Raw genomic sequence first — 26887 nt, 5'->3', positions numbered from 1 at the left:
ACCGGCTCACCGGGACTCCCCGGTGACCGACAGCCGGATCCAGGCGTCCACCCAGGCCCGTACCGCCGGTTCGCCGGGGTCGGCGCCGAGCGCGCCGGCCAGGCCGGACACTGTCGCGCCGCAGCGGTCCAGGCCGACCGCGGCGAGCCCGGCCGCCGTCGCGCGCAACCGCTCCGGGAAGGCGGCCGGCAGGTGCCGCAGGCCGGTGTGCGCGGCCTGCGCGAGCAGCGCCGCCGCCGCACCCAGCGCCGCGGCGACCGGGTCGGGCCGGGCGTCGACCGCGCCGGCCAGCCGCCCGTCACCTACCCCAGGCGCCAGATCGGGTACGACCACAGTGTCGGCGACCACCGCCAGCGGCTCGACGACGAGTCCGTCGGCGCCCCGGCGGACTGTCCCGCTGACGTAGCGCGGCGGCCCGTGTGTGCCGTCCAGTGCCGCCGCGAGCGCGTCGAGTGCACCCGGGGCGGCGGCGTGGTGAGTGGCGGTGACGGTCGCCGTGCCGCCGTCGACCCCGGTCACCGTGGCGTGCAGGCGCTGTTCGCCGGCCGCGTACCCGATGGCGCGGACCTCGCCGAGCGCGAGCACCCGCACCGACTCGGCGGCGGTCCGGGGGCGCAGCAACCGGGGCGGCCGTCCGGCCAGCTCGGCGGCGAGCGCGTCCGGGTCGCGGGCGAGCAGGCCCGGCGGCAGACCGGACCAGTCCCCCGCGCCGGGCGTGACAGTGGTGCGGGCCAGCCGGCCGGCGGCGAACCGGAGCTGGTGCGCGGCGCTGCGCACCGCCGACTCGGAGACCACGTTGCCGCCGGCGAGCGCGCCGAGCGTGGCGCCGGTGATCCGCCGCCCGGCCAGCTCGCGCCCGGTGGGCGGGTCGTCGCCGGTGACCGGGTAGGCGCGGCGCAGCACCAGCACCGAGACGGCGGCCGGGTGGGCGAGCACCACGTCCACGCCCACCTCGCCGCCGCTGGACCGGACCCGGGCGCCGAGGCCGGTCAGCCGTACCCGCCGCAGCGGCGTCTCCGCCGGCTCGTGGGTGCCGAGTACCCGCTCCGGCGGGGTGGCCCCGGCGTTGACCACCGCGCGCCGCCGCGCGGGCAGCTCGGCGAGCAGGTCGGCGAGGGTCTCCGGCCGGTACCGGGCGCCGCGCGCGGCGTACGCCTCCAGTTGCCCGGCCAGGTCCTCCACCGCCAGCAGCGGCCAGCGCAGACCGGCCGCGTCGAGGTCCCGCCGGGCCGCCGCGAGCCGGGCGTCCACGCCGGAGCCCAGGTGCGCGACGCCGGTCAGCAGCACGTCGGCGGCCAGCGCCACCGCCGCGTCCAGCGCCGCATGCTCCGTCACGGTGGCCGGTCCGCCGACGCGTACCTGCGCCTCGGGACGGTCCGGGTGTTCCCGGTCGGCCGCCCGGCACGCCCACACGGCGAGCGCGATCGACTCTCCGCCGTCGGCGGCGTCGCCGCGCGCGTACCCGATCTGGCGGGGCACGAGGAACCGGACCGTGCCGGTGGGCAGCTCCACGCGCGGGACCGGGTCGGCGGCGTCCGGCCGGTGGACCACGGCGGTGTAGCCGCGGCGCAGCCGTCGCTTCGCGGCGGCGAGCGCCGGGGCGCCGATCGCGGCGGCCAGTTCCTCGTCGGTGACGTCGCCCGGCGACCACCGCCACGGCTCGCCGCCGGAGCCGGCGTCCTCCCGGCCCGGCGCGGCATCCGTGTCCGGGGCGGCATCCCCGTCCGGCGCGGCCTCCCCGTCCGGCGCGGCCTCGCGTGCCGGGGCGTCGGCGTGCGTGCGCTGGTAGGTCAGCACGACGGTGAGCAGGTGCCGGCACACGCCGGGCGCCGGGCAGGAGCAGATCCCGGCCGCGAGGCCGCCACCCACGGGCAGCGTCACCGTCACCCCGTCCGGGTACGCGGCGCGAACCGCGCCGTCGGCGTCCTCGGTGAGCACCGGCCGCTCACCGGCGTCGACCTCCCTGGTGGCGCGCTTCACCAGGCCCCTGTTGCTCAGCGCGGCCAGCACGTCCGGGGTGAGCGCGATCAGGTCGTCACGGGTCATCCGGTCCCCCTACCGGCCCACGTGCTCGGCCACGAACGCGGCCAGCTCGCCCGGCGTCATCGCGCCCACCGCCGCGCCCACGTCGGCCAGCCGCTGCGCGGTGGCCCGGTCGTACGCCGGGTCGGCCTCCTCGTCCAGCGCGGCGAGCGCCAGCACGTGCGTGCCCTGCTCCACGAGCTGCTGCACCGACCGGACCAGACGCCCGGCGTCCCCGCCCTCGTAGAAGTCGGACACCAGCGCGACGATGGCCCGGCGCGGGTTCTCCACGAGCTGCGCGCCGTACGCGACCGCGCGGGCGATGTCGGTGCCGCCGCCGAGATGCACCTTCATCAGCAGCTCCACCGGGTCGTCCACGTCGGAGGTCAGGTCGACCACGTCGGTGTCGAACGCGACCAGGTGGGTGCGTACGCCCGGCAGCCCCCACAGGCAGGCGGCGGTCACCGCGGCGTGGATCACCGAGCCGAGCATCGAACCGGACTGGTCCACCAGCAGGATCACCTGCCAGCGGTCCAGGTGGCGGCGGGTACGGGAGAAGAAGTGCGGCTGCCGTACGTGCAGCCGGCGCTCGTCCGGCCGCCAGTGCGCCAGGTTCGCCCGGATGGTGCGCCGGACGTCGAAGTTGCGGGCCTGCCGGAACCGGCTGGGTCGTCGCGCCCGGGGCCCGGAGAACGACTGCCGTACCTCGGCGGCCAGCCGCTCGACCAGTTGCCGCACCACCGCCTCGACCAGCTTGCGGGCCAGGCGCAGCACCTCCGGGTCCATCAGGTGCTTGGTGCGTAGCACCGCGCGCAGCAGCGCCGGGTTCGGCTCGACCCGGGCCAGCACCGCCGGGTCGGTGACGACCTCGTGGATGCCGTACCGCTCGACCGCGTCGCGTTCCAGCCGCTGCACCGTCTCCTTCGGGAACAGCCGGGTGATCCCGTCCAGCCAGTCCACAGTGGTCAGCACGGACGGGCCGGACCCGCCGCGCCGCACGTCGCGGCGGCCGAGGTCGGCGTCGCGGCCGTAGAGCCAGTCCAGCGCCGCGTCCCGGCCGGCCGCCTCCGCCGACAGACCGCCCAGGCTGTCCTGCGCGGCGTCGCCGAGCACCAGCCGCCAGCGTTCCCGCATCGGGTCCGTCACGCCCGCTCCCCCTCCCACAGCCCTTCCCGGGCCAGCACCGCGTCGACCCGCTCCTCCACCGCGCGGGCGGCGGCCACCAGCAGCGGGTCGGCGTCCAGCCGCAGCAGGTCACCGGGCGGCGCGTCGCCGCCGTGCAGCGCCTGCACGTGCCGGGCCACCTCCGCCCGCTCCCGGGGCGGGAACCAGCCGAACGCCTGCCGCAGCGCGGGCAACGCCACCAGGAAGTCGTGCGCGCCCATCCCGGCCAGCAGCTCGTCGACGACCGTGAGCAGCGCGGCGTCGCCGGCCACCACCTCCTCGCGGGCCAGCGCGAACAACCCGGACAGCCAGTCACCGAGCGTGTCCGGCGCGGCCACGGCCCGGACCGCGCGGGCGGCGTCCGGCACGTCGCCCAGCGACCAGGCCAGGCCCAGCGCCGCGCCGCGCAGGTCCGGCGGGGCCGCCGCGTCGGCGGCGACCCGCCCGGCCACCGCGAGCGCGCCGTCCCGGTCGAGCCCGAGCGCGGGACCGGCGTGGCGGATCGCGTCCCGGACCGCGACGAGCGCGGCCAGCCGTCCCGGGTCGGCCGGCGCGGCCGTGGCCCGCACGCCCTCGACGAGCCAGAGCGCCCGGCGTACGGCGGCGGTGATCAGCGCGCCCAGCGGTGCGGTTCCGGCGCTGCCGAGGAGCCGGTCGTGCCGCCACAGCGCCAGCGCGACGGCGAGCGCCCGGCCCAGCGCCCGCAGGTCGGTGACCGTGCCGGTGGCGCGGGTGATCGCGGTGAGCGTGCGGGTGGAATGCTCGGAAAGCCCGGCCAGCGCGGTGTCGAACAGCGTCGTGGCGAGCGCGTCGACGTCGGCGCCGAGCAGCGTCATCCGCTCCTCGATCCGGGCGGTGACGGCGTCGGTGACGGTCGGCCCGTACCCACCGGCCTCGATCACCCGGGCGAGCCGGTCCGCCGACGGCGCGGGCGTCCAGCGTTCGGTGAGCAGCGCGTCCGCGCCCACCCGGGGGCCGCTCTCGCGGCTGTGACCGGGTACGTCGAGCAGCCGCAGCCGGTGCAGCAGGCGGCTGCGGGCCAGGTCGCCGGAGACTGTCAGGTCCAGCTCGACCGTCTCCTGCGGATCGATCCGGTGCCGTGCCAGCTCGGCGTCGACGTCGTGCACGAGCGGCGGAAGTGGCGTGTCCGGGTGCAGGCGGCCGACCTGGTCGCCGCTGAGCGCTGCGACCATCTCCACCACCACCGGGTGCGCGCCGGGCGCGAGGGTGCCCCGGGTCGCCCACGGCAGCGGCTGGTCGAGCGCGTCGGTGACCAGCGCGGACACCAGAGCGTCGAGCACGTCGACCCGGCCCGGGTGGGCGTGGCCGCGCAGCCGGGCCAGGCCGCCGGCCATCGTCCGGGCGGCGATCAGGTCGGCGGTGGAGACGGGCTGCCGCCGGGCACGCAGCCGGGCCGCCACCGCCTCGGTGAGCGCCTCCGCGGCCCGGCGCGGCCCGTCCTCCCAGACCCGCTGGTAGTACGCCGGGGACGGCATCCCGGACTGGTAGCCGACGAACGCGTCGAGGCGCCGGAACGAGTACGGCACGAGGTAGCTGCCCGCCACCGCGTCCGGAGCCGGGGCGGGCACCTCCGGCCAGTCCTCGTCCTCCGGTCCGTCGTCCCCCGCCCCGGCGGTGAGCCGGACCAGGGCGGGACGGTGGAAGCCGCCGGTCACCACCAGCACCGGGCGGCCGGCGGCCCGGCGGCGGGCGGCGCGTACCCAGCGGGCCATGTACGCCTCCCGGGCCGTGTCGTCCGCCCCGGCCGCGGACTCGCCGCGCAGCACGTCGAAGTACGTGTCGAGGCGCTCGGCCAGCCCGTCGTCCGGGCCGATCTCGAACAGGTGGTCCCAGAGCGCGTCCACGTTGTCCACGGCGAGGGTGGCGCAGAGCCGGCGTACCGCCTCGGCGTACCGCTGGTCGGCGTCGGCGTACCGGTTGGCGCGGCCGGACAGCGCGGGATGCCACGCGGGCAGGTCGATGAAGCGCAGCTGCGCGCCCACCTCACGGCCGGCGGTCAGCGCCACCCACTCCGGCGAGTACGCGCAGAACGGGCTCCAGGAGACGTGCCGCCGGTTGCCGTCGCGGTGCGCGGTGAACACGGCGATCGGCAGCTCGTGGTCTCCCAGCAACTCGTCCATCCGCCCGTTCAGGTCCGCCGGCCCCTCCACCAGCACGTACGCCGGGCGCAGCCGCGCCACCGTGGCCGCGACCAGCCGGGCGCAGGCCGGGCTGTGATGCCGGACGCCGAGGAAGGTGACGCCGCCGGGCGCCTCGACGGTGCTCACCCGGGCAGCAGGTGCCGGGCGTCGTGCACCGCCCGCCACTGCGCGCCGGAGCGGCGGGACACCTGCTGTTCCAGGTAGCGACGCAGCCGGGCCAGGTCCTCCGCGTCGTCCTTCGCGGCGGTGCCGGCCAGGCAGGCGACCAGGTCGGCGGCGTCGCCGGGCTCGCCGCGCAGGAACCAGCCGCGCAGCCCGACCGCGTGCGCCACCGACACCGCCTCGGCGGTGCTCATCACCGCCGACAGCCGCTCCATCGCGTCGCCGCGTTCGGTGATCCCGGTCCGCAGCTCCCGGAACGTGGTGACCAGCACCTCCAGCAGGTCCCGGCGGGGCGGCGCGGTCACGCCGGAGCGGCGCAGCAACTCGCCCGCCTCGGCCTCCACCAGTTCCAGCTCGGTGCCGAGGTCGGGGATCGGGAAGACGGTCTCGAAGTTGAACCGCCGCTTCAGCGCGGCGCTCATCTCGTTGACGCCCCGGTCCCGGGTGTTCGCGGTGGCGATCACGTTGAAGCCCTCGCGGGCGAACACCATGGCGTCGGCGCCGGGCAGCTCCGGAATGGCGAGCACGCGGTCCGACAGCGGGGAGAGCAGGCAGTCCTGCACCTCCAGCGGGCAGCGGGTGATCTCCTCGAAGCGGACCACCCGCCCCTCGGCCATGCCGCGCAGCAGCGGCGCCGGCACCAGCGCGCGCGGCGACGGACCGTCGGCGACCAGCAGCGCGTAGTTCCACGAGTAGCGGATCTGGTCCTCGGTGGTGGCCGCGCCGCCCTGGATGGTGAGCGTGGAGTCGCCGCTGACCGCGGCCGCGAGCAGCTCCGACAGCAGCGACTTGGCGGTGCCGGGCTCGCCGACGAGCATCAGCCCGCGGCTGGTCGCCAGCGCCACCAGCGCCCGGTCGATCAGCGACGGGTCGCCGACGAACTTGCGCCGGATCCCGGCCGCCGGGTCACCGAGGATGAACCGGCGCGCGGCGCGCAGGCTCAGCCGCCAGCCCGGCGGGCGCGGGTCACTGTCGTTCGCGGCCAGCGCGGTCAGCTCGTCGGCGTACCGCACCTCGGCCGGAGGCCGCTGGGCCCGCTCGACGGCCGGAGGCCGCTGGGCCCGCTCGGCGGTCGGGTCGAGCGCGGTCACCGGGTCACCTCCGCCAGGTCGCGCAGCACCTCGGAGACGGTGACGTCGTCCAGGTCGCCGAGGCGGACCTTGCCGTCGCGCTGGAACCAGCCGCCGTACGGCACGTCGTTGACCCAGATCGCCTCGATCTTCTGGTCGGGGAACATGTCGACGATCCCGACCGCGATGCCGGGGTCGAGGTCGATCACCACCGCCCCGCCGCCGGGGACCTCGCGTTCCAGCCAGCTCTGGATGCCGGCGTCCTGCGGGTCGCCGCGCCGCCAGCCTCGCCGCTCCAGGCTGAGCAGCCGCCCCGCCGGGACCGTGACGCCCGCGTGCCGCCGCAGCAGCTTCTCCGCGCGCTCGGCCTCGTCCAGCCGGTGCACGTCGCGGCCGAGCTGCGGGAACGGCTGGAGGATCTCGTAGTCGGCGAAGACCTCCGCCCAGGCCGGCACCGCCGTGCCGAGGCGCAGCGGGTGCGCGATGGTGACGGTGGCGTCATCCGGCAGCGCGTACGTCTCGTCGTCGACGTCGGCGAGCGTGCGGTCCTCGGCGACCCGGAACGCGGCGCTCACCTGACCGGCGTCGTCCACAGTGGCCCAGACCAGCCGGCGCACGACGTGCCACAGCAGCGGGTGGGACAGGAAGTAGCGGCGGAAGTCCGTGGCCGGCCAGCGCCGCCCGGTCACCATGGCCGTCTCGAAGCGGCGGATCTGGTCGGCGGCGAGCGTGCGCACGTCCTTCTTCAGGCCGGCGAAACGCTTGTGCGCGGCGGGCGCGAGCGTGGCGTCGTCCCGGGCGCCGGGCTTGGGCAGGTCCTTGCGGCGGGCGCCGGCGCCGTCCACCACGTACGGCTTGAGCTGCTCGTCGAAGCCGACGGTGAACCGGCGCGGCCCGTAGTCCAGGACCAGACTGCCGTCGGCGTCCAGCCCGAGGTCGGGCACCAGCCGGTCGCCGAGCTGCTCGGGCGTCAGCCCCAGCCCGTCGGCGACCTCGGTGACCTTGCGGGCCGCCTGCTCCCGCAGGCCGCGGAACTTCACCTTCTGCGAGATGCCGTACAGGTGCATCAGCGCCACGTCGGTGCCGATCTGCGCCAGCACCTCCAGGCCGGTCACCGCCCGGGCGTGCTGGCTCTCGCCCGGCCAGGCCCGGACCAACGGCGCGAGCCGTCGCGCGGTCGAGTCGTCGCCGAGCAGCCCCAGCGCGGTGAACGCCCAGCCGTCCCTCGACGGCGCGCCGGCGGCCTGCCAGCTCTCGAACAGCGCCCAGCCGAAATCCGCCAGGGAGTCGCTGTCGCACGCCGTGCGGACGATCTCCACCCCCGGGTACGGCTCGCCGGGCGCGGAGATGGCGAGCATCGTGCAGAGGTGGCGTACCGCCTCGGCGGGCAGCGCCGCCGAACGGTCCCGCAGCAGCACCTGCGGCAGCACCGCCGGGTCCAGCCACGCCGGCAGGCTCGGCATCCGGGCCGGAAGCTGCGCCAGCGGGTCCGCGTCGAGCATCGCCGTGGCGGCGGCGAGCGCCTCCTCGCCGTGCTCGCGGGCCACGCCGAGGAGCGTGTCGCGGTGTTCGGCGGCGACCAGGCGCAGCGCCCGCTCGGCGGCCCGGCGGCGCGGGCCGGGCGCGCCCAGGGCAGCCGGCAGCAGCGCCCGCACGGCGTACTCCGGGTGCCGCCGCAGCCAGGCCCGGGCGACCGGGCGGGCCGTCTTGAGCCGGTCGAGCCAGTCGGCCATCAGGTCGGCGACCTCGCCGTCGGCGTACGGCAGCAGCACCTCGCCGACACTCTTCGGCGCGGTACGGGCCAGGTGCAGCGCGGTGGGCAGCGCGTCCAGCTCGTAGCGCCCGGCGAGGCGGGACATCCACTCGTCGGCGCCCCAGGACTCGGTGGGCCGCCAGGCCGGCAGCAGCGGCCGGGCCAGTTCCTCGGTGGCCCGGACGAAGAAGTGGATCGCCGCTGACGATCCGGCTCGCCCGGCGGCGACCTCGGCGGCCAGCACGGTCAGGTCGTCACCCCGCCACCAGCCGGACCAGCGGGGCACCACCGCGGCCCACCGCTCCCGCTCGCCCGGCAGCCAGGCCGTGGCGGACCCGGCGGGACGGGCCAGCCCGTCCACCACCGGCGGGGCGGAACGTGGGCGGCGGACCGACCAGGGCGGGGACACCAGCACCGGCGGCAGCCGGTCCGGCCCGGCGGCCGGCAGCGCGGAGGCGTCGTCGTGGATCCGCTCGATCCGCTCCCGCTGTGCCGGGGCCAGCGTCGGCAGCGCCGCCTCGACAGCGGCCGGGTTGGCCAGCACGTGGGCGCGCAGCAACGTCGCTGCCTCCCGCGCAGCCGGGCTGCGCCCCTCGGCGGCGGCGGACAGCAGGCGCACGCCGCGCACCGGGAAGCGGCGCAGCATCTCCGTCACCGCGGGCGGCACGTACCTACGGTCCAGCCGGTCGAGCAGCGCCGCCATCGGCTCGTCGCCGGGCAGGGCCGCCAGCAGCGACGCCAGCCGCTGCCGCGCGTCCGCGCCGGCGTGCTCGTGGTCGAACCATTCGGTCAGCAGCGGCGCGATCGGCGACCCGACCGCCGCGGTGGCGGTGACGATCGGCGCCTGGTCGTACATCAGCCGGTAGACCGCCAGGTGCCCGCTGAGGGCGTGGATCGCGTCCACCTCGTCGACCGCGCCGAGCAGCAGCTCGGCGAGCAGCGGGCCTCCGTCGCGCGCCACGTCGGCGGCGTCCCGGGCCACCCACTCCCGCTCGGTGGGCAGCAGGAACGAGGTGACCACCCGCGTCGCCAACGGCCCGGACCGGTACGGGACCAGCGCGGCGCGGGCCGCGGCGTAGTCGTCGTCGCCGGCCGCCGCGAGATGGGCGCGGACCCGGCGCAGCACGGACTGGCGCAGCCGCCAGTGGCCGTAGTTCTGCGACTTCTCCGCCCTGATGCGGTTCAGCGGCAGCGGGGACATCGACCCGGCGGCAGCCACGGTGATCTGCTCGGTCGCGGCGACGGCCGCACCGGCCGGACCGAGATCGGCGACCAGCAGGTCGCCGAGGGCCAGCCCTTGCTGGTCGCGCCCGTGATAGCCGAGCGCCATGGCCACCGCCGCCACCAGCGCGGCACCGCCCAGCGGACCGGGCTCGCCGTCGAGGTAGCCGCGCAGCGCCGGACCCAGCTCCGGGTCGGTGGTGGCCCGGGCGATGGCGGCGACCTGGTCGGCCACCGAGTCCAGCACCTTCCGCCCGGCGGCCCGCCCCTTCGCGGCGCTGGGCAGGGCCGGGCCCGGTGCGCCGCCCCGGCGCGGGGCCAGCATCCGCCGCCAGCCGGCCGGGACCTCGAACGCGTCCTCGTCCGGCAGGTCGCCGGCGGGCGACGCGGCCGACGGCGTCCCGGCCCGGTCGCTGCCGGCCGAACCAGCGCCGGCCGGATCGGCGACGGTCGCCTCCGGTTCGTGGCTCGGCCCGGCCGGCCCGACGGCCGGCGCGCCGGTGTGCCCGGCGGAGGGCGCGGCGGTCGCCTCGGCGTACCCCTTGCGCAGTTTCTCCGCGATCAGCCGGTCGGCGTGCGCGGCGGCCTCGGCCGGCGAACCCAGCTCCTTGACCTGGGTGCGGCCCTGCGCGCCGAGGGATCCATAGCGGACCGTCACCGTCGCGTCGCGCTGCCCGACCTCCCAGAACTTGGCCGAACCGCCGCCCACGAACTCGAATCTGCGCACACCGTCTCCTTGATCGCCCGCAGTGTGCGGGGACCATAACCGGCGGCACCGACAGCGTGAGAACCGCTCAGGTGATCAGCAGCGCCCCGACGACGATCAGCGGCACCGAGACGAACAGGAAGATGCCGACGCCGGTGAGCACCCGCCCGCCGCCGCCGTCCTCCCGCTCCGGCGCGAGGCCGAACGCCGACCGGGCCGGCAGCATGCCGATGCGGCTCAACGTGAGGTCACCGGTCATCCCGATCACGGCGCCGACGATCATGAACGCGACGCCGAGCCGGTGCGTGAAGTCGCCGCCGCCGACGGCCACCCAGATGCCGACCGCCGCCGCGATCACCAGGACCGCGATCAGGAAGAGCACCAGCGCCTCCCGCAGCCCCCGCACCACAGTCGCCATGTGCGCCTCCCTCGTACCCGGGCCGTCCGTCCCGCGTCGTGGGACATTGTGCCGGGTCGATGCACGGCCGCGCAGTCCCGCGCCGGGCCGGTCCGGCACGGTTATCCCCGGTCGGGCCCGGGTACCGGGAGCCGCATGGCGGAGTTGGCATCGCTCTGGATCGTCCGGCACGGCGAGAGCACGGCGAACGTCGCGGCCACGGCGGCCGAGACGTCCGGCGCCGAACTGATCGACCTCAGCCACCGGGACGCGGACGTGCCGCTGTCGTCCACCGGCGAGGAGCAGGCGCGGGCGACCGGCCGGTGGCTGGCCGGGCTGCCGGACTCGCAACGGCCGGACGTCGCGGTGGTGTCGCCGTACCTGCGGGCGGTGCGCACCGCCGAGCTGGCGCTGCACGGCACCGGGATCCCGGCCAGCGTCGACGAGCGGCTGCGCGACCGGGAGCTGGGCGTCCTCGACGGGCTCACCGGCCACGGCGTGAACCGGCGCTACCCGGAGGAGGCGCGGCGGCGCACCCGGCTCGGCAAGTTCTACTACCGCCCGCCCGGCGGCGAGTCCTGGACCGACGTGGCGCTGCGGCTGCGGGCGCTGCTCGGCGACCTGCGCCGCGACCACGAGGGGGGCCGGGTACTGCTGTTCGGCCACGACGCGCTGGTCTTCCTGCTGCGCTACCTGGTGGAGGGGCTCACCGAGGCCGAGCTGATGGCGCTGACCCGCGAGCACGTGATCGCCAACTGCTCGGTCACCGGCTGGCACGCCGACGACACCGGCCGGCTCGTACCGGACGTGTTCAACGACGTCGCCCACCTGCACCGGCAGGGGGCGACGCCCACCAGGGAGGACGAGGTCAATGCCGAGCCGGTCTGACGTGATCACCCCCGCGCTGCTGCGGGACTGGGCGCTGCCAGTGCCCACCGGCGGCAAGGAGGCGCGCGGCACCGTGCTGGTGGTCGGCGGCTCCCGGTTCACCCCCGGCGCGGTGCTGCTCGCCGGGGTGGCCGCGCTGCGCGCCGGGGCCGGCGTGCTCCAGCTCGCCGCGGCCGAGTCGACGGCGGCGTCGCTGAGCATCCAGGTGCCGGAGGCGCTCGTGGTCGGCCTGCCGGAGACCGGTGACGGCGCGGTCCGCGGCGACCCGGGCGACCTGCTCCACGGCCTGGTCGCCGAGGCCGACGTGGTGGCGGTCGGACCCGGCCTGACCGACATCGAGACCACCGGGGAGCTGCTGCGCCTGGTCCTGGACGCGGCCGGCCGGGAGACCGCGCTGGTGCTCGACGCGTACGCGCTGGGCGCGCTCAGCCACGCCCCGGACCTGCTGGTCGGCTCCGGCCGCAAGGTGGTGCTCACCCCCAACCTGACCGAGGCGAAGCACCTGCTGGGCCGCGATCCGGGCGACGACCTGGACGCCGAGGCGGTGGAACTGGCCGGCCGGTACGACGCGGTCGTCTCGCTCTACGGGCACATCGCGACGCCGGACGGCCGGGCCTGGCGGGAGGAGAGCGGTGACGCCGGGCTGGGCACCTCGGGCAGCGGCGACGTGCGCTCCGGGCTGCTCGCGGGCCTGCTCTCCCGGGGCGCCGACCCGGCGCAGGCCGCCTGCTGGGCGGCGTTCGCGCACGCGGTCAGCGGGCAGCGGCTGGTCCCCCGGTACGGGCGGATCGGCTTCCTCGCCCGGGAACTGCTCGACGAGATCCCGTACACGATCGCCACGGTCTGACGATCCACAGCTCGGCGGGGTGAGGCGTGTAACACCCCGCCGTCGGTGGGCGCTGTTGCGGCGAGGCGTGCAGCCTGCGCGTCTCCACCGGGCCGTACCCCCGTCCAGGGAGCGGCCCGGCCGCACCAACCCCCTGGGAGTCTGTGTGAACAATCTCCGTCGCAAGACACTCGCCGCCGCGTCCGCCGTGACGCTCGGCGCCGGTCTCGCCCTGATCGGCGTCCCGGCGCCGGTGGCGGCCGCCGGACCGGAGACGTCGTACCTGGTCCTCGCCCCGCAGGGCAACGGCACCGCCAAGGCCGCGGCGCGGGTGGCCGCCGCCGACGGCACTGTCGTGGCCGCTTACGACAAGATCGGCGTGCTCGTCGCGCGCTCCTCCGCCCCGGACTTCGCCACCCGCGTGGCCGGTGCCGGCGTCGAGTCGGTCGCCTCCACCGCCGGTCTGGGCACCGCCCTCGACGAGGGCGAGACGGTCGAGGTCCCGGCCGCCGACGTGGTCCGCGCCGCGGGCGACCCGACCGCCGAGCCGCTGTACGGCCAGCAGTGGGACATGGACATGATCCGCGTCCCGCAGGCCCACGCGGTGACCGGCGGCAGCCCGTCGGTCGTGGTGGGCGTGCTGGACAGCGGCATCTCCAGCAGCCACCCGGACCTGGCGACCCAGATCGCCAAGGACAAGAGCACGTCCTGCATCGGCGGCGTCACCGACACCGCCGAGCCGGCGTGGAACCCGACCACCAGCGACCACGGCACCCACGTGGCGGGCACCATCGCCGCCGCGGTCAACGGCGTCGGCGTCACCGGCGTCGCCCCGGGTGTGAAGGTCGCCGCCGTGAAGGTGGTCAACGACGACGGCTACATCTTCCCGGAGGCCGCGGTCTGCGGGTTCATGTGGGCCGCCGAGCACGGCTTCCAGCTCACCAACAACAGCTACTACATCGACCCGTGGCAGCTGAACTGCCGCAACGACGCCCGCCAGCGTCCGGTGTGGCAGGCAGTGCAGCGGGCGCTGCGCTACTCGCAGTCGCAGGGCGTGCTGCACGTGGCGTCGGCCGGCAACGCGAACTTCGACCTGGCCCACAAGATCACCGACACCGGCAGCCCGAACAACGGCACGCCGGAGGAGCGCGCGAACCTCACCAACGCCTGCCTGGTCCTCCCGGCCGAGGCGCCGGGCGTGGTGACCGTCGCCGCCGTCGGCCCGACCGGTGACAAGAGCTACTACTCCTCGTACGGCCAGGGCGTGATCGACGTGACCGCACCCGGTGGCGACACCCGGTTCCGGACCCAGGGCGCGCGCTCGACGTCCACCGACGGCATCCTGTCCACCACCTTCAACACGGCCACCCGTACCAACGGGTGGGGCTACAAGCAGGGCACCTCGATGTCCGGCCCGCACGCCGCCGGCGTCGCGGCGCTGGCGCTGTCCGCGCACCCGGGCATGACGCCGGGCCAGCTCTCCTCGTTCCTGGAGCGCACGGCGGTGGCGAAGTCCTGCCCGGCGGGCGTGTACAACCCGGTGCCGCTGATCCCGGCGGGCCCGAACGCGTACGACGCGACCTGCTCCGGCGGGAAGCGCAACGGGTTCTACGGCGCCGGTGTCGTGGACGCGTACAACGCGGTGAAGTAACCCGTACCCGCGTGGACCGGGCCCGGCGAACGCGCCGGGCCCGGTCTGTTTGTCCTGGTCGGGCCCCGGGTAGGGGGGCAGCGTCAGCCGACTATAGGAGGTAACCGGTGTCCACCGACGCGATCGTCCTGCTCAAGGAGGACCACAAGGAGATCCGCCGCCTGTTCAAGGCCTTCCAGGAGGCCGAGGAGGGACCGGCGAGCAAGCGCGGGAAGATCGTCGAGCAGATCCTCGAGGCGCTGACGGTGCACACCTACCTGGAGAACGAGGTGATGTACCCGGAGGTCCGCAAGCTGGTGCCCGACGTCGAGGACGACATCCTGGAGTCGTACGAGGAGCACCACGTCGCGGACGTGCTCTGCTTCGAGCTGTTCACCATGGACGCCGACGACGAGCGGTTCAACGCCAAGACGACGGTGCTGATCGAGAACGTGCTGCACCACGTCGAGGAGGAGGAGCAGGAGTGGTTCCCGAAGGTCCGGGAGGCGCTCGGCCGTAACCAGCTCCAGGAGATCGGCCAGCGGATGCTCGACCTGCGCCCGAAGGCCCCGAAGACGCCGACCGCCCCGAAGGCGCTGAAGAAGTCCCTCGATGCCGTGGTCGCCTGACACCGGCCGCGCGACGCGAGCGGGACCGCCCCGAGGCAGAGGGGCGGTCCCGCTCGCGTCGCGGGGTTCAGTCGCCGGGACGGGCGGCCCAACCCCGCAGGTCCGGGCCGGGCCGGTAGGATCGGCACGGGCCGTGACTGGCGCGTGGAGATGGAGCACCATCGGGGAGCGGCCTCGTCATGAGGACGCATGCCGAGCGCCTGGGCCTTCCGCACGTCACCTGGAGGTCGCATGTCGCGCAACGCCGAGTCCACCGCCTTCCGCAGCGCGCTGGAGGTCGTCCGCGGCGTCGAGCCGCGCGTCGCCGACGCCATCGCCGCGGAACTGGCCGACCAGCGCGAGTCGCTCAAGCTCATCGCCAGCGAGAACTACGCCTCCCCGGCGACGCTGCTGGCCATGGGCAACTGGTTCAGCGACAAGTACGCCGAGGGCACCGTGGGGCGCCGCTTCTACGCCGGCTGCCAGAACGTCGACACGGTCGAGGCGCTCGCCGCCGAGCACGCCCGCGAGCTGTTCGGCGCGTCGCACGCCTACGTGCAGCCGCACTCGGGCATCGACGCCAACCTGGTCGCGTTCTGGGCGATCCTGGCCGACCGGGTCGAGTCCCCCGCGCTGCGCAAGGCGCAGGCCCGGCAGGTGAACGACCTCACCGAGGCCGACTGGTTCGCGCTGCGCCGTGAGCTGGGCAACCAGCGGATGCTGGGCATGTCGCTGGACGCCGGCGGGCACCTCACCCACGGCTTCCGGCCGAACATCTCCGGCAAGATGTTCGACCAGCGCAGCTACGGCACCGACCCGGCCACCGGGCTGATCGACTACGACCGGGTGGCCGAGGCGGCCCGCGAGTTCAAGCCGCTGATCCTGGTCGCCGGCTACTCCGCGTACCCGCGGAAGGTGAACTTCCGGATCATGCGGGAGATCGCCGACTCGGTCGGCGCCACCTTCATGGTCGACATGGCCCACTTCGCCGGGCTGGTCGCCGGCAAGGTCTTCACCGGCGACTTCGACCCGGTGCCGCACGCGCACATCGTCACCACCACCACGCACAAGTCGCTGCGCGGCCCGCGCGGCGGCATGGTGCTCTGCGGCCCGGAGCTGGCCGACCAGGTCGACCGGGGCTGCCCGATGGTGCTCGGCGGGCCGCTGCCGCACGTGATGGCCGCCAAGGCGGTCGCGCTGGCCGAGGCACGCCGCCCCGACTTCGCCGACTACGCCCAGCGGATCGTGGACAACGCGCAGGCGCTCGCCGACGGGCTGCTGCGCCGGGGCGCGACGCTGGTCACCGGCGGCACCGACAACCACCTGGTGCTCATCGACGTGTCCGGGTACGGCCTGACCGGCCGGCAGGCCGAGCAGGCGCTGCTGGACTCGGGCATCGTGACCAACCGCAACTCGGTGCCGCAGGACCCGAACGGCGCCTGGTACACCTCCGGCATCCGCATCGGCACCCCGGCGCTGACCACCCGGGGCCTCGGCGCCGCGGAGATGGACGCCACCGCCGAGCTGATCCACACCGTGCTCAGCCAGACCACGCCCGGCACCGGCCCGGACGGCGCGCCGTCGAAGGCGAAGTACGTGCTGGACCCGGCCGTCGCCGAGTCCGTCGGCAAGCAGGCCGCCGACCTGCTCACGCCGTTCCCGCTCTACCCCTCGGTCGACCTGGGCTGAGCACCCGACAACACGAAGCGGCACCCCGGGAGAAGGAGTCTCCCGGGGTGCCGGCGGTTACGGGGTCAGCGCAGCGGGCGCTTCAGGTGGTAGCGGTGGACCTCGGTGCTGCCCTGCACGTTGTTCACGTCCTCGGCGGCGGAGACCAGTTCCCAGCCCTCCCGGCCGACCCGGTTCAGGTGCGCGATGGCGGTGTCGCCGTACGCGGTCACGTCGGTGCGTGACCCGTCCGGGCCGTACCACACGAACGAGACGTGGAAATTGCGTCCCTGACCCTGATACCGACGAACGAGCAACGCGTACTCCCAGGCAACCATTGGTCCATTATCAACAGACGAACGGCGTCAGGAAACACGTAGTGTGCCGGAACCCTGACACTCCGGCGTCACGCTGCCGGACATGGTGTCCGTGACCAGCGCGGCGAGCCGGTCCAGCCCGAGATCGATCGACTCCGGTGTGACAGCGCTCACCGACAGCCGCAACGCATTCACCGGCGTGCCCGCATCGTAGAAGTGGGCCATCGGCGTCCAGAGCACGCCGTACTCGCGGGCCGAGCGGTGCAGCAGCGCGTCGTCGACCGGGAACGGGACGCTCACCACCACGAAGAAGCCGCCCGCCGGGACGGTCCAGGTGACCGGGCCGCCGGCCGGGAAGCGCCGGGCCAGGCCGTCGACCAGGTGGCGCAGGTTGCGGGCGTACGCGGCCCGTTCCCGCACGTTCGCGGCCACTAGCGAGCAGTCGTGCGCCAGCAGCGCGCCGCCGATCACCGCCTGGCTGATCGGTGACGTGTTCACCGTGACCATGCTCTTGATCTTCGCGAGGTGGTCGGCGAAGGGGACCACTGTGCCGTCGGCCTCCCCCACCCGCTGGTCGGCGACCACGTAGCCGACCCGGGCCCCGGGCAGCACGGTCTTGGCGAACGAGCCGAGGTAGACCACCCGGCGCGCGGTGTCCAGCGCCTTGAGCGTGGGCCGCCGCGCGGTGCCGTCGGCCGGGAACAGGCCGTACGGGTTGTCCTCGATCAGCAGCAGGTCCTCCTCGGCGGCCAGCTCCAGCAGCCGTCGCCGCTGCCCGGTGCCCATGCTGACGCCGGACGGGTTGGCGAAGTCGGGCATCACGTAGCAGGCCCGGGGCGTCAGCCCTTCCGCGCGGGCGCGGCGCACCCCGGCGCGCAGGTCGGCCAGGTCGACGCCGTCGGGCCCGCCGGCCACCGGGCGCACCGGCAGGTCGACCAGACGGGCCGCGCCGGTGAGCCCGACGTACGTGGGCGCGACAGCGAACAGCACGTCCGCCGGGCCGGTCCGCAGCGCGCGCAGCACCAGGAACATCGCCTCCTGGCAGCCGACTGTCACCACTATCGACTCCGGGTCGACGGTGAGCCCCTCGTCCACGGCGAGGTGCCGGGCGATCAGGTGGTGCACGACGCCCTTGGTCCGGCCGTACTGCAGCAGCGTCCGGTCCACGCCGGCCCGGTCCAGCCCGACGTCCTCGGCGAGGTGGCGGCGGAAGCGGTCCAGGTACGTGTGCAGCACCGCCGAGTCGAAGAACTCCTCGTACGGCCGCCCGGCCGCCAGCGACACCGCGTCCGGGTAGTGCTGCGCCACCTCGTTGAGGAAGTTCATCGAGTTCAGCGCCGGGTCGCCGACACTGCCGTGCAGCGCCGTGACGGCCAGGTCGACCGGTTCCACGTCAGCCTCCGATCCGGGTGCGCAGCCGCCGGGCCGAGGCCGGGTCCGGGCAGCCGCTGAGGATGAGCGCGTCGCGCAGTTCCGCCGCGAGCAGCGCGAGCGCCGCCTCGGCGCCGGCCCGGCCACCGGCGGCCAGGGCCCAGAGCAGCGGCCGGCCCAGCAGCACGCCGTCCGCGCCCAGCGCCAGCGCGCGCAGCACGTCGACGCCGCCGCGGACGCCGCTGTCCAGCAGCACCGCACACCGCTCGTCGACCGCCTCGACCACCTCGGGCAGCACGCTCGCGCTGGCCGGGGCGGCGTCGAGCTGCCGTCCGCCGTGGTTGGAGACCACCACGGCGTCCACGCCGGCGTCCGCCGCGCGGACCGCGTCGCGCGCGTCCAGGATGCCCTTGACCAGCAACGGCACCCGGGTACGCTCCCGCAGCCACTCCAGGTCCGCCCAGCTCAGCGCCGGGGCGAAGACCGCGCCGGTGTGCACCGCCACCGCCGACACGCCGGGGGTGCCCTGGTGCGCCAGGTCGTCCCGGCCGCCGGGCAGGTTCGCGGCGGTGACATGCGGCGGCAGCGCGAACCCGTTGCGGGCGTCGCGCAGGCGCCGCCCGAGCACCGGCACGTCCACAGTCACCATCACCGCCGCGCAGCCGGCCGCCGACGCCCGGTCGAGCAGGTCGGCCACCAGCGCCCGGTCGCGCAGCCAGTACAGCTGGAACCACACCGTCGCGCCGGTCGCCGCGATCTCCTCGATCGGCGTGCTGGCCAGCGTGCTGGCCACGTAGGGCACGCCCGCCGCGCGGGCCGCCGCCGCGAGCGCGGGCTCGCCGTCGGGGTGCAGCAACCGCTGGTACGCCATCGGCGCGACAGCCACCGGCAACGCGGCCCGGCCGCCGGGCAGCGTCGCCTCGGTGGACGGGTCGTCCACGCCGGCCAGCATCCGGGGCAGCACCGCCACCCGATCGAGCGCGGCCCGGTTCGCGGCCAGGGCGGTCTCGGCGCCGCTGCCGCCGTCGACGAAGTCCCACACGTCGGGCGGCAGCACCGCCCGGGCCAGCGCGGCGAAGTCGGCCAGGCTGACCGGCGGCACGAAGCCGTCCGCCGCGTCGGCGGGCGGCTGCGTGTCGCGTGCCGGGTCAGCCATGGCCGCCCGCGCCCACCGTGTTCCCGGCCGGGTCCACGCCCGCAGCGGACTCGCCCGCGCCGGGCGTGCGGTCGAGCCCGAACGTGCGGCGCAGGAAGGCGGCGGCCCGCTCCTGGGCCTGCCGTCCGGCGTCGAACACGCCGGGCATGGCGAAGAACCCGTGCACCATCCCCGGGTAGTGGGCCGTCTCGGTGGGCACGCCGGCCTCGCCCAGCCGCTCGGCGTACCGCCGGCCCTCGGCGCACAGCGGGTCGTACCCGGCGGTGATCACGAGCGCCGGGGGCAGGCCGCCCAGGTCCTCGGCGAGCAGCGGAGACGCCAGCGGGTGCGCCGCGTCGCCCGGGTCGGCCAGGTAGTGGCTCCGGTACCAGCCCACCGAGTGCCTGTTGAACAGCATCGGGTCCTCGTCGTCGCCGGGGCGGTGCCCGGGCCGCTGGTCGGTGTTCGGATAGACCAGCAGCTGGGCGGCGAGCCGGGGACCGCCGTCGGCGCGGGCCAGCAGCGTGACAGCGGCGGCCAGGTTCCCGCCCGCGCTGTCCCCGCCGACCGCCAGCCGGTCCGGGTCGGCGCGGAACTCGGCGGCGTGCGCGGCGAGGTGCCGCACCGCGGCATGGCAGTCCTCCACCGCCGCCGGGAACGGATGCTCCGGGGCGAGCCGGTAGCCGACCGTCACGGTCTGCGCGCCGGTCAGGTTGACCAGCCGCCGGCAGATTCCGTCGGCGGTGTCGACGCTGCCGAGGGTCCAGCCGCCACCGAAGAAGTAGACGAGCGTCGGCAGCGGGCCGTCGCCGTCCGGCCGGTGGATCCGCACCGGCAGCGGCCCGGCCGGGCCGGGCACCGTCGTGTCGCGTACCTCGGCGACCGGCTCGACCGCGCCGGAGCCGGCACGGATCGCGGCGAGGTCGGCGGCGCGGGCCTCGGCCAGGGTCTGGGTGTAGAGCGGCACGGTCCCGGCGGCGGCCCGCGCGGTCCGCCACGCGACCACCTGCGGATCGAGTGTCATCCGGCCTCCCCTGTGGTGACGAAGAGCTTGTCGATGCCGCGCAGGAACAGACTCCCGCTGTACGTGTACGGCTGGGTGACGGCCAGCCGCGGGAAGCGCGCGAACAGGCGCGGCAGCGCCAGCCGCCCCTCCAGCCGGGACACCGCCGAGCCGAGGCAGAAGTGCAGCCCGACGCCGAAGGCCAGCGACGGCGGGCCGGGACGGCGCGGGTCGAAGCGGTCCGGGTCGGGGAAGCGGGCCGGGTCGCGGTTGGCGGCGGCGATCAGCAGCAGCACGTTGTCGTCCCGGTCGACCGGCACGCCGCCGAGGTCGACGCCGGCGGGCGCGGAGCGGGCCAGGAAGTGCACCGGGCTCTCCATCCGCAGCACCTCCTCCACGCAGCCCCGGGCCAGCGCGTCGTCACCGGGTAGCGCGGCGGTCACGTCCGGGTGGTCCAGCAGCAGCGGCAGGCCGTTGCTGAACATGTAGACGGTGGTGACGAAGCTGGCGTTGAACAGCACGATCAGGTTACTGATCAACTCGTCCTCGGTGAGGTCGACGCCGCCCGCGTCGAGCACCTCGACCAGCCCGCTGATCAGGTCGTGGCCGGGCGCACGGCGCCGGTGGGCGATCAGGTCGCGGTAGTAGACGCGCAGCTCCTCGGCGGCCTGGTTGGCCCGGGCCAGCCGCTCCGGCGTCTTGCCGGACACGTCCATGTACTCGTCGATCCAGTCGACCCGCTGCCGGTACCAGGCCAGGTCGGCCGGGGGCAGGCCGATGAACTCGGCCATCACCAGCGCCGGGACCGGGTACGCGAAGTCGGCCACGAAGTCCACCTCGTGCCCGTCGGCGCCCACCTCGGCCATGTGGTCCAGGCGTTCGGCGACGACCCGCTCGATCACCGGCTCCAGCGCGACCAGCCGGCGCGGGGTGAACGTCTTCGCGAACACCGCGCGCATCCGGGTGTGGTCGGGCGGGTTGACGAACATCATCGACGTCAGGAACGTCCGCAGGATCTCCTGCTCCTCCCAGCCGGGCGGGAAGCCCTTGTACCAGCCGGGATCGCGCAGGATCTGGTCCACCATGTCGTACCCGCCGGCCACCGCGCTGACGGTGCTGTGCTCGGCGCGGGCCGGAACGGCGTTTATCGGCCCGTGCTCGTGCAGGGCCGCGTAGAAGGGATAGGGGTTCTGCCGGCCCTGTTCGCTGTAGAGCCCGGTCAGGATCTCGCTGACGTCCACTGTCTTTCCTCCCCAGGAAAACGGCGGCGGGGGCGGCGTCGTGTCGACCGCCGCCCCCGCCCGGTGTCACAGTCCGAGCAGCTTCAACGGCACCGCGTTCGCCATCGCCGCGGCTCCGGTGTCGTTCGGGTGGATGTGGTCACCCGAGTCGTACGCCGGCAGCAGCCGGCTGGGCTGAGCCGGGTCGCGCATCACCGCGTCGAAGTCGACGACGCCGTCGAACTCGGCCCGGCCGGGCCCGCGCAGCCAGGTGTTGACGGCCTGCCGGGTGGCGTCCTTCTCCGGCGTCCACACGCCCGGCCCGCCGTTGCCCTCGTACGGCATGAGCGTGCCCGCGATGCTGGTCAGGCCGCGCGCCTGGACCTGCCGGTTGAGCTGGCGCAGCGAGGCGATGATCGCCTCGGGGCTGTCACCGTTCATCCAGATGTCGTTGATGCCCAGGTGGGTGATGACGGTACGCACCCCGGTCTGCGGGAACACGTCCTCGTTGAGCCGGGCCAGCGCGTTCGGGCCCAGCTCGTAGTAGCCGGGGAAGTCGCCCGCGCCGGGCTCGGTGCCCTCGTGGTTGAGCCGGTTGCCGGCCAGGCTGAGGTTGAGCACGCCCGGCGTACGCGGCTCCGGGCGGGCGTCGATCAGCCGCTTGGCGAGCAGGTCCGGCCAGCGGCGGTCGGCGTTGACGGTGCTGCCGTTGCCGTCGCTGATGGAGTCGCCGAGCACCACCACGGAGCCGGGCGTCACCTTGCGCTCCACGTCGATGCCGGACAGGAACATCCAGCAGCAGTTGGGCCGGATGGTGAAGCCGGCGCCGTCGGCCGCCGAGGTGAGGTCGGTGGCGCCGATGAAGTTGGTGACCCGGGACTGGCCGTGGAACGTGACCGGCCCGGTGAGCACCGGGAAGTACAGGGTGACCACCAGGTCCTCCTGCTCGGCCACCGGGAAGGCCACCGGGTCGCTGAGCAGTTCGGCGCCCTTGTTGATGGTCGCCGAGCCGGCGCCGGAGAAGGTCAGCTGGCGGACGCTGGCCGGGACGATGTCGGACAGGTCGTCGGGGGTGGCGGTGTTCGGCCGGGCGATGGTGGCGCGGCCGACCTGGATGGCCTGCTGGCCGTAGAGGTTGGTCAGCCGCACCCGCAGGCGCGGCCCGCCCACCGAGGTCTGCACGGTCATCCGGATGCTCTGGTTGTTCAGGCCGGTCTCGGTCAGGCCCACGGTGTTCCCGCGGGTCACCGCCGCGGCCCAGGTCCCGGCCCACTCGGCGCGCCCGTGCCCGGCGCGGTCGGTGTCGGTCGGGCCGGCGCTCGCGGTGACCGCCGGGGTGGCGGCGATCAGCAGCGTTACGGCGGAAGCTATGACGTGCCATCTCTTCGGGGTCGGCATCGATCCTCCATGGTCGGCAGCCCCGGGCGTGACGCGGTCGGCGGCACCGGCCCGGGCGATGGACCGGAAACTAGCTTCCGGCGGTGACGAGCGTCAATCAACCTGATCGACATGATCAAATGCCCACGTCGCGGGACGCAGCGACGATCGGCTCTGTCCGCGGTGGACCGCCGCTGCCTAGGCTCGGAAGCTGGCGGCGGTGCGGTCGCCGACCTGGCACCTGCCGTCATGTCCCGGCCCTGACCTGGCCGGACGCCGCTCGCGGACCATGATGGGGGCTGCCCGATGACCGACCGGCCGAACTATGTGCACGAGGCGCTGGAGCTCTTCGCCGGCTTCGGCGACCGGGAGGCGCTCGTCGGCGGCGGACGCCGCCTCACCTACCCCCAGGTCGCCGCGCGGGTGCGCGGCCTGGCCGCCGCGCTGCGCCGGCACGGGGTACGCCCCGGCGCGGCCGTGCTGGTGATGCTCGGCAACACGGTCGAGGGTCCGCTGCTGCAACTGGCTCTGCACCTGCTGGGCTGCCGGAGCATGTGGGTCGCCCCGGTGACCTCGCGGCGGGAGGTCGACGAGTTCGTCGCGCTGTCCGCGCCGGAGGCGTTCGTGTACGACCCGCGCGACCCGCAGGCGGTCCAGATCGCGGCCGGGCTGTCCGGCGTACCGGTGCTCTGCCTCGGCCCCGGCGGCGCCGGACCGGACCTGACCGCGACGGCCGGCGAGCCGGCGGCTGAGCTGCCCGCCGACGCACCCGCGCCGGAGTCGTTCCTGCAGACCAGCGGCACCACCGGCACGCCGAAGCTGGTGCACCACCGGGAGAGCTTCTACCGGCAGATCCTCGCCCTGGCCGCCGACTTCCGGGGCGCCGGGTTCCCGCTGCTGCGGCACCTGTCGCACTCACCGATGTGGCTGGCCAGTGGCCAGATCACCACGCTGTTCAACCTGTTCACCGGCGGCGTGCTGTTCCTGCGCGAGCAGTGGGACCCGGCCGCGTTCATCGCGACAGTGGACGCCGAGCGGCTCACCTCCACATTCGTCACCCCGCCGATGCTCTACGAGGTGCTCGACCACCCCGACCTGCCGGGCGCCGACTTCTCCGCCATGTTCATGTTCAACGTGGGCGCCGGGCCCGCCGCGCCCGCCCGGCTGCGCCAGGCCATCGCCCGCTTCGGCCCGTGCCTGCGCATCGTGTACGGCCTCAGCGAGGCGGTGGTCATCTGCGCGCTGCCCGGGCTGACCGAGGACCCGGAGCACCCGGAGCGTCTGCGCTCCTGCGGCCGCCCGTACGGCGACGTGACGGTGGAGATCCGCGACGCCGACGGCAAGGTGCTGCCGCCCGGCGCCGACGGCGAGGTGTGGGTCCGGACGAAGCTGAGCTTCGCCGGCTACCACGGCCGGCCGGAGCTGACCGCGGAGACGCTCGTCGACGGCTGGGTCCGCACCCGCGACATCGGCCACCTCGACGCCGACGGCTACCTCTACCTGGTCGACCGGTTGCAGGACCGGATCCTCACCCGGGCGCGCAGCTGGCCGATCTACTCCCGCCCGATCGAGGACGTGCTCGCCGGCCATCCCGAGGTGCGGGCCGCCGCCGTGATCGGCGTGCCGGACCCGGTGGCCGGGGAGCTGCCGTACGCGTACGTGGTGCCGGCGCCCGGCGCGTCGGTGACCGGCGAGGAGCTGATCGCGCTGGTGGTGCGGGAGCTGAGCGAGACGTGGGCGCCCGGCGCCGTGGAGTTCGTGGACGCGCTGCCGCTGAACCGGTCCGCGAAGGTGGACAAACGGGCGCTTCGGGCCCGGTACGCCGCCGCGCATCCCGCCGACGCCGACTCGCTGGGCACCGTGATCGGCAGCTCGGCATGAACCCGCGCCGGGAGTTGTACACCCTGGTCGGCGCCGACCTGCTGTCCAACCTCGGCACCCGGATCTCCGTGGTGGCCATCCCCTGGCTGGTGCTGGAGACCACCGGCAGCCCCACCAAGATGGGACTCGTCGCGGCGGCGGAGACGCTGCCGTACATGCTCTCCAGCGCGCTGGCCACGCCGTGGGCGGACCGCTTCGGGGTACGCCGTACCTCCGTGTTCGTGGACGCGGCGAGCGCCGTCGCGATGGCGGTGGTGGCGCTGGCCCCCTGGCTCGGGTTCGGCACGCTGCTGGTCCTGGTGGCGGTCGCCGGCGGGCTGCGCGGCATCGGCGACCGGGTCAAGCACGTACTGTTCAAACCGGCCGCCGAGCGGGCCGGGGTGCCGCTGATCCGGCTCACCAGCGCCTACGACGGCCTGGCCCGGGGCATGACGCTGTTCGGCGCGGTGCTCGGCGGACTGCTCATCGACTGGGTCGGGCTGACCCGGGCCATCTGGATCGACGCGGCCACGTTCGCGGTCTGCGCGCTGCTCATCGGCGTGCTGGTCCGGCCGCCCGCGCCGGCGCAACCCGCACCCCGGGAGCCCTACCTGCGGGCGCTGCGCGGCGGCTTCGCGTACCTGCGCACCGACCGGACGCTGATGATCATGCTGCTGGTGGTCTCGGTGTCGAACATGTTCGCCAACGCCAGCGTCGCGGTCTGGATCCCGCTCTGGGTCAACCAGGTGCTCGGCGACCCGGCCGGCTTCGGCCTGCTGCTCGGTGTGTTCTCGGGCGGCGCGCTGCTGGGCAACGTGCTGTTCACGATGTTCGGCACCCGGCTGCCCGCCGGGACGACGTTCGCGGTGGGGCTGACGCTCAGCGGCGCGCCCCGGCTGCTCGCGCTGGCGCTCAGCGACGACCTGGTCGTGGTGCTCGTGGTGACGTTCCTGTCCGGCATCGGCATCGCGGCGGTGAACCCGCTGCTCGGCGCGGCGCTCTACCAGCGGGTGCCGGGCGAGCTGCAGACCCGGGTGCTGGGCATCTCCGGGTCGGTGGCGTTCCTCGGCCTGCCCGTCGGCGCGCTGCTCGGCGGCTGGTCGGTGGCGCTGCTCGACCTGACCCCGGCGCTGCTGGTGATGTCGGTGGTCTGCCTGGTGCTGACCGTGGGGCCGCTGCTGCTGACCCGCGCGTCCCGCCGCCCGGCCCCGGAACCGGCGACCCCCACACCGGTCTGAGCCGGGGTGTCGGTGGGCGGCGGTAGGGTCGGGGCCATGGCGACCTGGGACGACGTGCGGCGCATCGCGCTGGCCCTGCCGGAGACCACCGAGCGCGGCTCGTACGACGACCTGCCCGCCTGGCGGGTGCGCGACAAGATGTTCGTCTGGGACCGGCCGCTGCGCCGCAGCGACCTCGAAGCGCTCGGCGACGCCGCGCCGGACGGCCCGATCCTCGGCGCCCGGGTGCCCGACCTGGGCGCCAAGGAGGCGCTGCTCGCCGACGACCCGGCGGTCTACTTCACCACGCCGCACCTCGACGGCTACCCGGCCGTACTGGTCCGGCTCGACCGGATCGCCGTGGACGACCTGACCGAGCTGATCACCGAGGCGTGGCACACCCGCGCGCCGAAGCGCCTCGCCGCCGCGCACCGGGCCGGGGTCGCGTGAGCCGCCCGGTGGACGCCGTCGTCTTCGACATGGACGGCACGCTCATCGAGTCGCACGAGGTGGTGCCGGCGGCGTACCGGGCGGCGGTGCGGGCCGGAGGCGGCCCGTCGTACACCGACGCCGAGGTCATCGCCGGCTACTCGATCGGCTCACCGTCCGACCTGCTGACGCACCTGCTCCGGCGCCCCGCCACCGCCGCTGACCTCGACCGCTACCACACCGAACTGGCCGCGACGGCCGGGCGGGTGAGCGTCTACCCCGGAGTCGCGGAGATGCTCGCCGACCTCGCCGCCCGGGTGCCGGTGGGCGTGTTCACCGGCGCGAGCCACCGGGCGGCGGAGATCATGCTCGACCGGGTCGGCCTGCTCGGTCACTTCCGGGTCGTGCTCGGTGGCGACCAGGTCACCCGCCCCAAACCGGCGCCCGAGGGCGTCGAGGTGGCCTGCCGGCGGCTCGGCGTGCCGGCCGGCCGGGCCGCGTACGTGGGCGACTCGCCGCTGGACCTGCGCGCCGCCCGCAGCAGCGGCGCGGTGGCGGTGGCCGCCGCGTGGGGCCATCAGTACGATCCGGCCGAGCCCGCCGACCTCAGTCTGTCCCGGCCCGGCGAACTGCTGACCCTGCTGAGCTGAGCCCCTTTTCCCGTGCCGGGCGCTCGGCTAG

Annotated in this window: 21 protein-coding genes and 1 riboswitch; of the genes, 9 read left to right on the top strand and 12 right to left on the bottom strand. The window is 75.1% G+C overall.

The window, feature by feature from the left end; translation table 11 throughout:
• Positions 1-6: 6 nt before the first annotated feature.
• The 6 genes from O7542_RS08935 to O7542_RS08910 all read right to left on the bottom strand — a co-directional run bounded on the left by O7542_RS08935 (position 7) and on the right by O7542_RS08910 (position 10678).
• Positions 7-2046, bottom strand: coding sequence for a hypothetical protein (locus O7542_RS08935; RefSeq protein WP_281606019.1), 2040 nt, complete (start codon positions 2044-2046; stop codon positions 7-9).
• A 9-nt stretch (positions 2047-2055) separates the two neighbouring features.
• Positions 2056-3168 (bottom strand): VWA domain-containing protein, encoded by a 1113-nt coding sequence (locus O7542_RS08930; RefSeq protein ID WP_281606018.1) that lies wholly within the window; start codon positions 3166-3168, stop codon positions 2056-2058.
• Positions 3165-5474: a DUF5682 family protein gene (locus O7542_RS08925; RefSeq protein WP_281606017.1), complete on the bottom strand. Its 2310-nt coding sequence runs from the start codon at positions 5472-5474 to the stop codon at positions 3165-3167. Before O7542_RS08925 ends, O7542_RS08930 begins: the two co-directional genes overlap by 4 nt.
• Positions 5471-6601 carry an AAA family ATPase gene (locus O7542_RS08920; protein WP_104112625.1) on the bottom strand — a complete coding sequence of 377 codons (1131 nt, stop codon included), beginning with the start codon at positions 6599-6601 and terminating at the stop codon, positions 5471-5473. Before O7542_RS08920 ends, O7542_RS08925 begins: the two co-directional genes overlap by 4 nt.
• Positions 6598-10281: a DUF4132 domain-containing protein gene (locus O7542_RS08915; protein ID WP_281606016.1), complete on the bottom strand. Its 3684-nt coding sequence runs from the start codon at positions 10279-10281 to the stop codon at positions 6598-6600. Before O7542_RS08915 ends, O7542_RS08920 begins: the two co-directional genes overlap by 4 nt.
• Positions 10282-10348: 67 nt before the next feature.
• Complete coding sequence (locus tag O7542_RS08910; RefSeq protein WP_043323668.1) at positions 10349-10678, bottom strand: hypothetical protein; 330 nt, start codon at positions 10676-10678, stop codon at positions 10349-10351.
• Positions 10679-10813: 135 nt separating this feature from the next.
• Between O7542_RS08910 and O7542_RS08905 the strand changes: the two genes are divergently transcribed.
• The 5 genes from O7542_RS08905 (at position 10814) to O7542_RS08885 (ending at position 16298) form a co-directional block, all read left to right on the top strand.
• On the top strand, positions 10814-11545 hold the full coding sequence (locus O7542_RS08905) for a histidine phosphatase family protein (protein ID WP_166455905.1): 732 nt from the start codon (positions 10814-10816) through the stop codon (positions 11543-11545).
• Positions 11529-12392, top strand: a complete 864-nt coding sequence (locus O7542_RS08900) for an NAD(P)H-hydrate dehydratase (RefSeq protein WP_113972828.1) — start codon at positions 11529-11531, stop codon at positions 12390-12392. Before O7542_RS08905 ends, O7542_RS08900 begins: the two co-directional genes overlap by 17 nt.
• 145 nt (positions 12393-12537) lie before the next feature.
• Positions 12538-14022: a S8 family serine peptidase gene (locus O7542_RS08895; RefSeq protein WP_069088562.1), complete on the top strand. Its 1485-nt coding sequence runs from the start codon at positions 12538-12540 to the stop codon at positions 14020-14022.
• A gap of 107 nt (positions 14023-14129) precedes the next feature.
• Positions 14130-14630 carry a hemerythrin domain-containing protein gene (locus O7542_RS08890; protein WP_030499909.1) on the top strand — a complete coding sequence of 167 codons (501 nt, stop codon included), beginning with the start codon at positions 14130-14132 and terminating at the stop codon, positions 14628-14630.
• A 123-nt stretch (positions 14631-14753) separates the two neighbouring features.
• Positions 14754-14843: riboswitch (ZMP/ZTP riboswitch) on the top strand.
• Positions 14844-14861: 18 nt separating this feature from the next.
• A complete protein-coding gene (locus tag O7542_RS08885) occupies positions 14862-16298 on the top strand; it encodes a glycine hydroxymethyltransferase (RefSeq protein ID WP_030499908.1) in 1437 nt (478 codons plus the stop codon).
• A gap of 65 nt (positions 16299-16363) precedes the next feature.
• Here O7542_RS08885 and O7542_RS08880 read toward each other — a convergent pair whose 3' ends face one another.
• From O7542_RS08880 to O7542_RS08855, 6 genes are all read right to left on the bottom strand, one after another.
• Positions 16364-16615, bottom strand: a complete 252-nt coding sequence (locus O7542_RS08880; RefSeq protein ID WP_013286617.1) for a hypothetical protein — start codon at positions 16613-16615, stop codon at positions 16364-16366.
• A 27-nt stretch (positions 16616-16642) separates the two neighbouring features.
• A complete protein-coding gene (locus O7542_RS08875) occupies positions 16643-17986 on the bottom strand; it encodes a PLP-dependent aminotransferase family protein (RefSeq protein WP_104112618.1) in 1344 nt (447 codons plus the stop codon).
• A gap of 1 nt (position 17987) precedes the next feature.
• Positions 17988-19121 carry an alpha-hydroxy acid oxidase gene (locus O7542_RS08870; RefSeq protein ID WP_281606015.1) on the bottom strand — a complete coding sequence of 378 codons (1134 nt, stop codon included), beginning with the start codon at positions 19119-19121 and terminating at the stop codon, positions 17988-17990.
• Positions 19114-20124, bottom strand: a complete 1011-nt coding sequence (locus O7542_RS08865) for an alpha/beta hydrolase (RefSeq protein ID WP_281606014.1) — start codon at positions 20122-20124, stop codon at positions 19114-19116. The genes O7542_RS08870 and O7542_RS08865 overlap by 8 nt, the downstream gene beginning before the upstream one ends.
• Entirely contained in the window at positions 20121-21344 is a 1224-nt protein-coding gene (locus O7542_RS08860) for a cytochrome P450 (protein WP_281606013.1), read from the bottom strand. Before O7542_RS08860 ends, O7542_RS08865 begins: the two co-directional genes overlap by 4 nt.
• A gap of 66 nt (positions 21345-21410) precedes the next feature.
• Complete coding sequence (locus O7542_RS08855) at positions 21411-22694, bottom strand: SGNH/GDSL hydrolase family protein (protein WP_176722820.1); 1284 nt, start codon at positions 22692-22694, stop codon at positions 21411-21413.
• A 312-nt stretch (positions 22695-23006) separates the two neighbouring features.
• Here O7542_RS08855 and O7542_RS08850 point away from each other — a divergent pair, with 312 nt between their 5' ends.
• Genes O7542_RS08850 through O7542_RS08835 form a run of 4 tightly spaced genes read left to right on the top strand, consistent with a single transcriptional unit; the run spans position 23007 to position 26856 of the window.
• Positions 23007-24581, top strand: a complete 1575-nt coding sequence (locus O7542_RS08850) for an AMP-binding protein (protein ID WP_281606012.1) — start codon at positions 23007-23009, stop codon at positions 24579-24581.
• Complete coding sequence (locus O7542_RS08845) at positions 24578-25798, top strand: MFS transporter (RefSeq protein WP_209962115.1); 1221 nt, start codon at positions 24578-24580, stop codon at positions 25796-25798. Before O7542_RS08850 ends, O7542_RS08845 begins: the two co-directional genes overlap by 4 nt.
• A 36-nt stretch (positions 25799-25834) precedes the next feature.
• A complete protein-coding gene (locus O7542_RS08840; protein ID WP_281606011.1) occupies positions 25835-26227 on the top strand; it encodes an MmcQ/YjbR family DNA-binding protein in 393 nt (130 codons plus the stop codon).
• A complete protein-coding gene (locus tag O7542_RS08835; protein WP_069088557.1) occupies positions 26224-26856 on the top strand; it encodes an HAD family hydrolase in 633 nt (210 codons plus the stop codon). The genes O7542_RS08840 and O7542_RS08835 overlap by 4 nt, the downstream gene beginning before the upstream one ends.
• Positions 26857-26887 lie beyond the last annotated feature (31 nt).

This window comes from Micromonospora sp. WMMC264, assembly GCF_027497275.1.
In the GTDB taxonomy this organism is placed as follows: domain Bacteria; phylum Actinomycetota; class Actinomycetes; order Mycobacteriales; family Micromonosporaceae; genus Micromonospora; species Micromonospora chalcea.
Note: the sequence above shows the minus strand (reverse complement) of the source record. Positions and strands in the feature narration are given on the sequence as shown.

Bases quoted from the DNA above. Each gene is read 5' to 3' on its own strand.
- O7542_RS08935 (WP_281606019.1), bottom strand. From the start codon at position 2,046: ATGACCCGTGACGACCTGATCGCGCTCACCCCGGACGTGCTGGCCGCG.
- O7542_RS08910 (WP_043323668.1), bottom strand. From the start codon at position 10,678: ATGGCGACTGTGGTGCGGGGGCTGCGGGAGGCGCTGGTGCTCTTCCTG.
- O7542_RS08905 (WP_166455905.1), top strand. From the start codon at position 10,814: ATGGCGGAGTTGGCATCGCTCTGGATCGTCCGGCACGGCGAGAGCACG.
- O7542_RS08900 (WP_113972828.1), top strand. From the start codon at position 11,529: ATGCCGAGCCGGTCTGACGTGATCACCCCCGCGCTGCTGCGGGACTGG.
- O7542_RS08885 (WP_030499908.1), top strand. From the start codon at position 14,862: ATGTCGCGCAACGCCGAGTCCACCGCCTTCCGCAGCGCGCTGGAGGTC.
- O7542_RS08880 (WP_013286617.1), bottom strand. From the start codon at position 16,615: ATGGTTGCCTGGGAGTACGCGTTGCTCGTTCGTCGGTATCAGGGTCAG.
- O7542_RS08870 (WP_281606015.1), bottom strand. From the start codon at position 19,121: ATGGCTGACCCGGCACGCGACACGCAGCCGCCCGCCGACGCGGCGGAC.
- O7542_RS08865 (WP_281606014.1), bottom strand. From the start codon at position 20,124: ATGACACTCGATCCGCAGGTGGTCGCGTGGCGGACCGCGCGGGCCGCC.
- O7542_RS08850 (WP_281606012.1), top strand. From the start codon at position 23,007: ATGACCGACCGGCCGAACTATGTGCACGAGGCGCTGGAGCTCTTCGCC.
- O7542_RS08845 (WP_209962115.1), top strand. From the start codon at position 24,578: ATGAACCCGCGCCGGGAGTTGTACACCCTGGTCGGCGCCGACCTGCTG.
- O7542_RS08840 (WP_281606011.1), top strand. From the start codon at position 25,835: ATGGCGACCTGGGACGACGTGCGGCGCATCGCGCTGGCCCTGCCGGAG.